2 protein-coding genes are annotated in these 7830 nt (G+C 73.8%); both read left to right on the top strand.

Annotated elements, in window-relative coordinates:
• Nucleotides 1–1330, top strand: a 1330-nt coding sequence (locus tag JW613_RS35325; RefSeq protein WP_209215292.1) for a beta-ketoacyl reductase, incomplete at its 5' end; no start/stop codon positions are given.
• 251 nt (nucleotides 1331–1581) lie between these two features.
• Nucleotides 1582–7830 (top strand): type I polyketide synthase (locus tag JW613_RS35320; RefSeq protein ID WP_209215291.1); only part of this gene is annotated, 6249 nt, incomplete at its 3' end.

Raw genomic sequence — 7830 nt, 5'->3', positions numbered from 1 at the left:
TGCACAGGACCTGACCGAACGCCTCACCGAGCTCGGCGCTGAAACAGAGCTGGTGGCGGCCGATATGGCCGACTCCGAGGCGGTCGACGCGCTCATCGCGGGTATCGACCCCGCGCACCCACTCACCGGTGTGGTGCATGCGGCGGGTGTACTGGATGACGCCGTGCTCGCCTCCCAGTCCGCCCAGCGGCTTGCCGGCGTATGGGCGCCGAAGGCCACGGCCGCGTACAACCTGCACCGGGCCACTGCCCATCTTCCCCTCTCCTTCTTCGTCGTCCTCTCCTCGAGCACGGCAGCGCTGGGCAGCCCTGGGCAGGCGAACTATGCGGCGGCGAACGCGTTCTGTGATGCCCTTGCTGTTCACCGTCGTTCCCTCGGTCTGCCTGGTGTCTCCGTCGGCTGGGGGTTGTGGGCGGAGGCGAGCGGGATGTCCGGCGGGCTCGGCGAAGCCGACCTCGCCCGGATGGCGCGCTCCGGAGTGGGCGCGCTCGCGACCGATCGCGCGCTGGAGCTGTTCGACAGCACTCGCCATGACGGGCGCCCGCACCTCCTCGCCATCGATCTCGATGTACGGGCGCTCGCCACCCAGCCCGCCGAGGTGCTGCCACCGGCACTCCGCGCGCTCGCCGGTACCGGCAGGGGCGGGGCCGGCGGTGCGGAGGGGCGCGTACGGCGTGCGGCGGCGACAGCCGTGCGCGTGGAGTCGGAGGACTGGAGCAGCAGGCTGGCCGGGCTGTCGGCGGGTGAACGACACCGGGTGCTGCTCGATCTGGTGCGCGGCCATGTCGCGACCGTGCTCGGGCACGCGGATCCCGAAGCGGTCCAGGAGGGGGCCTCGTTCAAGGACCTCGGGTTCGACTCGCTGACGGCCGTCGAGCTGCGCAACCGGCTCGGCGCCGCGACCGGGCTGCGGCTGCCGCCCGCCCTGATCTTCGACTACCCACGGGTCGGCGCGCTTGCCGAGGAGCTGCTGGAGCGGGTCGCGCCGCAGAGCGGGACGTCGGACGGCGGGCCGCAGGAGGTGTTCGAGCTGGAACCGGTGCTCGACGAACTCGCCCGGTTGGAGGGGACCTTGGGCGCCGCCGCACTGAGGGACGGCGACGCCCGTGCCGTCACCTCGCGGTTGGAGGACCTGCTCCACCGGTGGAGGTCGGCACAGACACTCCCGGGCGACGTCGGCGACGGGCACGGCCAGGGGGACCAGAAGGGCAACGGCAACGACAACGGCAGCAGCGAAGGCAACGGGAACGGCAGCGGTGGCACACGGCTCCAGGACGCCACGGCCGACCAGCTGCTCGACTTCATCGACAACGAGCTGGGCGCGTCCTGACGACCACGGCTGACGGCGAAGACCCGGCGACGTACACCGAGTCGACGAGTCGGTAAATCGGCGAATCGGCGACAAGAGCAGTGCCACAAGAGCAGTGACCTACAGCGCCGCACGGCGACATATGACGACGTACACGACGAAGTACCACAACGCCGTACACGACGGTGTACGGAGCAGAACGGCGACACACGGAACAGGGCAGGGCGCACCAGCAGGCAGCACGCCAAGCGGATAGGGCCGGTGAGAACCAGATGGCGACCGAAGAGCAGTTGGTCGAATACCTCAAGCGTGTCACCACCGATCTCCAGGAGACGCGCCGGCGGCTGCGCCAGGTCGAGGAACAGGCGCAGGAGCCGGTGGCCGTGGTCGCCATGGCCTGCCGATTCCCCGGAACCGGCCGGGACGGGGACACAGGGGCAGGCGGCGGTGACATCACCTCGCCGGAGGAGTTGTGGGAGCTGGTGGCCTCGGGCACCGACGCGATCGGCGAATTCCCCACCGACCGTGGTTGGGACCTGGAGGGCCTCTACCATCCCGATCCCGACCACCCGGGAACCACCTACACCCGCAAGGGCGGCTTCCTCTACGACGCCGACCAGTTCGACGCCTCGTTCTTCGGCATCTCACCGCGTGAGGCACTCGCCAGCAGCCCCCAGCAGCGGGTGCTCCTCGAATGCTCCTGGGAGGCGATCGAACGTGCCGGCATCGACCCCGGCACCTTGCGCGGCAGCCGGACCGGCGTCTACGCGGGGACGGCGACCACGGGCGACGGCTCGAAGGGCGGCGGCTCCTCGCAGGCGTCCGAGGGGTATGCGGGCAACGCACCCAGTCTGCTGTCGGGCCGGGTCTCGTACACCCTGGGCCTGGAGGGGCCCGCCGTGACGATCGAAACGGCCTGTTCCTCCTCCCTGGTGGCCATCCACTTGGCGGGTCAGGCGCTGCGCCAGGGAGAGTGCGAGCTGGCGCTGGCCGGTGGTGTGACGGTCATGGCCACTCCGGAGGTGTTCACCGGCTTCTCGCGGCAGCGCGGTCTGTCGCCGGACGGGCGGTGCAAGGCGTTCGCCGCGAGCGCCGACGGCACCGGCTGGGGCGAGGGGGCCGGTGTCCTGGTGCTGGAGCGGCTGTCCGACGCACGGCGCAACGGCCACCCGGTACTGGCCCTGCTGCGCGGCTCGGCCATCAACCAGGACGGGGCCAGCAACGGTTTCACGGCGCCGAACGGCCCCTCCCAGCAGCGCGTGATCCGCCACGCGCTCGCCAACGCGCGGCTCTCGGCGTCCGAAGTGGATGTGGTGGAGGCGCACGGCACCGGGACCGTCCTCGGCGACTCCATCGAGGCCGACGCGATCATCGCGACCTACGGCCGGAACCGGCCCGAGGACCGGCCTGTCCTGCTCGGTTCCGTGAAGTCCAACATCGGGCACACACAGGGCGCAGCCGGGGTGGCGGGTGTCATCAAGATGGTGCTGGCGATGCGGCACGGCACCCTGCCCGCGTCCCTGCACATCGAGGAGCCGACCCCGCACGTCGAGTGGGACGCCGCGGCCGTGCGGCTGCTGACCGCGCCCGAGGAGTGGCCGCTCACCGGCCGACCGCGGCGGGCCGGTGTCTCCTCGTTCGGTATCTCCGGCACGAACGCGCACGTCGTACTGGAACAGGCACCGCAGCCGGAGCCGGTGGCCCCTCCCGAAGCCGCGTCCGAGGCTCCCGGGGCCGGGCCGGAGGGGGGAGGCGGAGCAGCGCCCGTCCTCCCTTGGGTGCTGTCCGCGCGGAGTGTGCCCGCGCTGCGCGCCCGGGCACGCGAACTCGCCGAGCACACCGACCGCGTCACCGAGGCGGCGCCCCCCGAGGCGGCCTCCTCCGAGGCGTCTCCCGATGCCTCCGCCGGGGCGTTCACCGGTTCGGCCGACGGGGCGACCGCCGCCGATATCGGCTGGTCGCTCGTCAGCACGCGGTCCGTCTTCGAGCAGCGTGCCGTCGTCGTCGGCGCCGACCGCGATGAACTGCTGGCGGGCGTACGGGCGCTGGCCTCGGGTGGGGAACACCCGGCCGTCGTCGGCCCGGGCGACGCGGCGGGAGCGGGCTCGGGCGGGTCGGCGCCCGTGCTGGTCTTCCCCGGGCAGGGCTCGCAGTGGGTGGGCATGGGCGCCGGGCTCCTCGACTCCTCGCCGGTGTTCGCGGACCGGATCGCGGAGTGCGAGCGCGCCCTGGCGCCGTACGTCGACTGGTCCTTGACCGATGTCCTCCGGGGCGCCGAGGACGCGGCCGACCTGGGCCGGGTGGACGTGGTGCAGCCCGCGCTGTGGGCCACCATGGTCGCGCTGGCGGACGTGTGGGCGGCGCACGGTGTCGTACCGGCCGCCGTCGTCGGGCACAGCCAGGGGGAGATCGCCGCTGCCTGCGTGGCGGGGGCGCTCTCCCTGGAGGACGCCGCCAAGATCGTCGCCGTACGGAGCCGGGCACTTCGGCAGCTCTCCGGCAGTGGAGCCATGGCTTCGCTGGCGGTGGGGGAGGAGCGCGCGGCCCGGCTGGCTGAGCGCGCGGCCCCCGAGGTGGTGGTGGCCGCAGTCAACGGCCCCGCCTCCACCGTCGTCTCCGGCCCGCCGGAGCAGGTCGCCGCGCTCGTCGCGCACGCCGAGGAAGAAGGAGTGCGGGCCCGGACGATCGACGTCGACTACGCCTCGCACGGCCCGCTCGTCGACCGGATCACCGAGGAGCTGACCGAGCGCCTCTCCGGAGTACGCCCGGTGCGCGCGGAGATCGCCTTCTACTCCACCGTGACCGGCACCCGTACGGACACCTCGGCCCTGGACGGCGAGTACTGGGTGACCAATCTGCGCCGCCCCGTACGGTTCGCCGACGCCGTGGCCGCGCTGCTGGCCGACGGGCACCGGGTGTTCGTGGAGGCCAGCCCGCATCCGGGACTCACCTTCGGCCTCCAGGAGTGCTTCGACGAGGCGGGTGTCACCACCGCGACCGCCGTGCCCACGCTCCGCCGTGACCAGGGTGGCCCCGAGCAGCTGGTGCGGGCCGTGAGCCATGCGTTCACCGCGGGGGCACGCGTCGACTGGAGCCCCTGCTTCCCGCAGCGACCCGCCCCGAGGACGGTGCCGCTGCCCACCTACCCCTTCCAGCGCCGGCGGTTCTGGGCCCACGGCGGCACGGGCGACGGTGGTGGCGACCCGGCGGGTCTCGGCCTCACCTCCGCCGACCATCCGCTCCTCGGCGCGGCCGTCGAGGTCGCCGAAGCCGACACCCGGCTGCTCACGGGGCGGCTGGCCGCGACCGGTGGCGCTGCCTGGCTGGCCGACCACCAGGTCGACGGCACCACGCTGGTGCCCGGTGCCGCGCTCGTCGAATGGGCGCTGCGCGCCGCCGACGAGGTGGGATGCGCGGGCGTCGAGGAGCTGGCTCTGCAGACCCCGCTGCTGCTCCCGGCCTCCGGTGGGGTACGCGTCCAGGTCGTGGCGGGCCCGGCCGACGAGAAGGGGTGGCGCGACGTCAGGGTGCATGCGCGCCCCGACCACGACGATCAGGCGCCCTGGACGTGTCACGCCGTCGGTGTGCTCGGCCCCGTCGGCGTGCTCGGCCCCGAAGCCGTGCCACCCGTGGAGCAGCCCCCGGGAGGGCTCCCGGGGGAGCCCGTGGAGGAGTCCGCAGCGGCCGTGTGGCCGCCGCCAGGCGCGCGCCCCGTGGAGCTGGACGGCTTCTACGCGCGGGCCGCGGCGGCCGGATACGGCTACGGCCCCGCCTTCCAGGGCGTGCGGGCCGCCTGGTACGACGGCGCCGACCTGCTGGCCGAGGTGGAACTGCCCGAGGCCGCGGGCAAGGAGCCAGACGGCTTCGGCATCCACCCGGCGCTCCTCGATGCGGCTCTCCACCCGGCGCTGCTGGGGGAGAAGGACAGCGGGAGCGCGGAGGACGACGGCCGCGTCTGGCTGCCGTTCGCCTGGAACGGGGTCACGCTGCACGCCACAGGAGCGACCACGGTGCGGGTCCGCGTCTCGCCCCACGACGGGGGAAGGGACGGTGACGAGACCGGCGCGGGCGGTGGCCGGACACTGCGGCTCACCGTCGCCGACCCGACAGGCGCACCCGTTCTCACGGCGGCTTCCGTGGTGCTGCGCCCTGCCGACACCGACCGGCTCCGCGCCGCCGCACGGGCCGCGGCCCAGGGGCTGTTCGCGCTCGACTGGATACCGGCCACAGGCGTCCCCTCCGACGAGCGCAGGGACATACTCGACGGCGACTGGGCGGTGCTGGGCACGGAGGCCACCGCGGCGGACGGCACCCCCGCACCGGACCTCGACCGCTACGCGGACCTGCCCGCGCTCACCGCCGCGCTGGACGCGGGCACGCCCGCACCCACCGCTGTGCTGGCCCCGGTGCCGTCAGCGGAGGGTCTGGAGTCGGACGGCCTTGCCCTCGCGCAGCGCATGCTGGGACTGCTGCAGGGCTGGCTCGCCGAACCACGGCTGGCGGAGACCCGGCTGGTGCTCCTGACCCGGGGCGCCGTGGCCGTATCGACCGAGGATCCGGACGCGGCCGAACCGGAGCACGGAAGCGGGGGCGGCACGGCGCTCTGTGCCGCCGCTGCCGGGCTGTGGGGCCTGGTGCGGGGGGCACAGGCCGAGTACCCGGAGCAGCTCTTGCTGCTGGACTTGGATCCGGACGGCGCCGCGCTCGCGGACACCGCCACCGTCCGGAAAGCCGTGGCGCAGGCCGTCGCCGCGAACGAGCCGCAGGCAGCGCTGCGTTCGGGGCGGCTGCTCGTCCCCCGCCTCACCCGGACGAACGGCAGGGACGCGCACCCGGCGGAAACCGCCACCGCCACCACCGCCGCCACCGGCGCCGCCACAACAGAAGGCCCGCACGGCACGCCGCGCCCGCTCGACCCGGACGGCACCGTGCTGATCACCGGCGGTACCGGGACGATCGGTGGCGTCATCGCCGAACACCTGGTGCGCGCATGGGGCGTACGGCATCTGCTGCTGGCCGGCCGTCGGGGCGAGGAGGCGCCGGGCGCACAGGAGTTGGCCGGTCGCCTGACCGAACTGGGCGCCGACGTACGTGTCGTCGCCGCCGACGCGGGAGACGCCGAGGCGGTGGCCCGGCTCGTCGCGGAGGCAGGCGCCGACCACCCGCTGACCGGAGTCGTGCATGCGGCCGGCGTACTGGACGACGCTGTGCTCCTCTCCCAGTCCGGGGACCGGCTCGCGCGCGTCTGGCACGCCAAGGCGACCGCGGCGCTGAATCTGCACGCCGCCACGGCACATCTGCCGCTGGCGATGTTCGTGCTGTGCACCTCGGCCGCCGGTGTCGTCGGCAACGCGGGCCAGTCCGGCTACGCCGCCGCCAACGCCTACGTCGACGCGCTCGCCGCCCACCGCCGCGCCCTCGGCCTGCCCGCGCTCTCCCTCGCCTGGGGCCTGTGGGAGCAGACCAGCGAGCTGACCGGCCATATGACCGGCGCGGACCTGGCCCGACTGCGCCGCTCCGGCTTCTTCCCGCTGCCCACCGCGCAGGCGCTGGAACTCTTCGACGCCGCGTGCCGCACACCGCGCTCCCCGGCGGTGGCCGCCGGGATCGACGTACGCGGACTGCCCGCGGCCGAGGTGCCCGCGGTGCTGCGCGGACTGGCGGGGCGTACGGCCACGACGGCGGCCCGACGCACCGCCGCCGCAGGCGCGGAAGGCGCCGAACCCGGGGGTCTGGCCAAGGAACTGGCCGGACTGGACGAGGCGGGACGGCTGGAGGCCGTCACCGAACTCGTGCGCCGTACCGTCGCCGTCGTCCTGGGCTTCGGTTCCCCGGCCGAGGTGAGGACCGAAGTATCGTTCAAGGACCTCGGATTCGAGTCACTGACCGCAGTGGATCTGCGCAACCGCCTCTCGACGGCGTCCGGGCTGCGCCTGCCGACGACGCTGGCCTTCGACTACCCGACTCCGGCCGCCCTCTCCGGCTATCTGTGCGCACGCCTCACCGGTGAGAGCACCACAGCAGCGCGGGACACGACCCGCGCGCACGGCGCGGCGACGGACGAGCCGGTCGCCCTCGTCGCCATGGCCTGCCGTTTCCCGGGCGGCGTCCGTACCCCCGAGGAGCTGTGGGAGCTGGTGTCCCAAGGCGTGGACGCGATGGGGGAGTTCCCCAAGGACCGCGGCTGGGACCTGGACAGGCTCTTCCACCCGGACCCCGACCACTCCGGCACCAGCTACGCCGACGAGGGCGCCTTCCTGTACGACGCGGCCGGGTTCGACGCGGCCTTCTTCGGTATCAATCCGCGCGAGGCGCTGGCCATCGACCCCCAGCAACGGCTCCTCCTGGAGATCTCCTGGGAACTCCTGGAGCGCGCGGGGATCGCCCCCGCCTCGCTCAAGGGCAGCCGCACCGGAGTGTTCGCCGGCGTCATGTACCACGACTACGCGACCGGCCTGGCCACCAGCGGCGACACCAAGCTGGAGGGCTACTCCATGCTCGCCGGCTCCGGCAGCGCGGCT

Origin of the sequence: Streptomyces smyrnaeus (genome assembly GCF_017676345.1) — a bacterium.
GTDB lineage: Bacteria > Actinomycetota > Actinomycetes > Streptomycetales > Streptomycetaceae > Streptomyces > Streptomyces smyrnaeus.
This window is presented reverse-complemented; position numbering and strand designations above follow the sequence as displayed.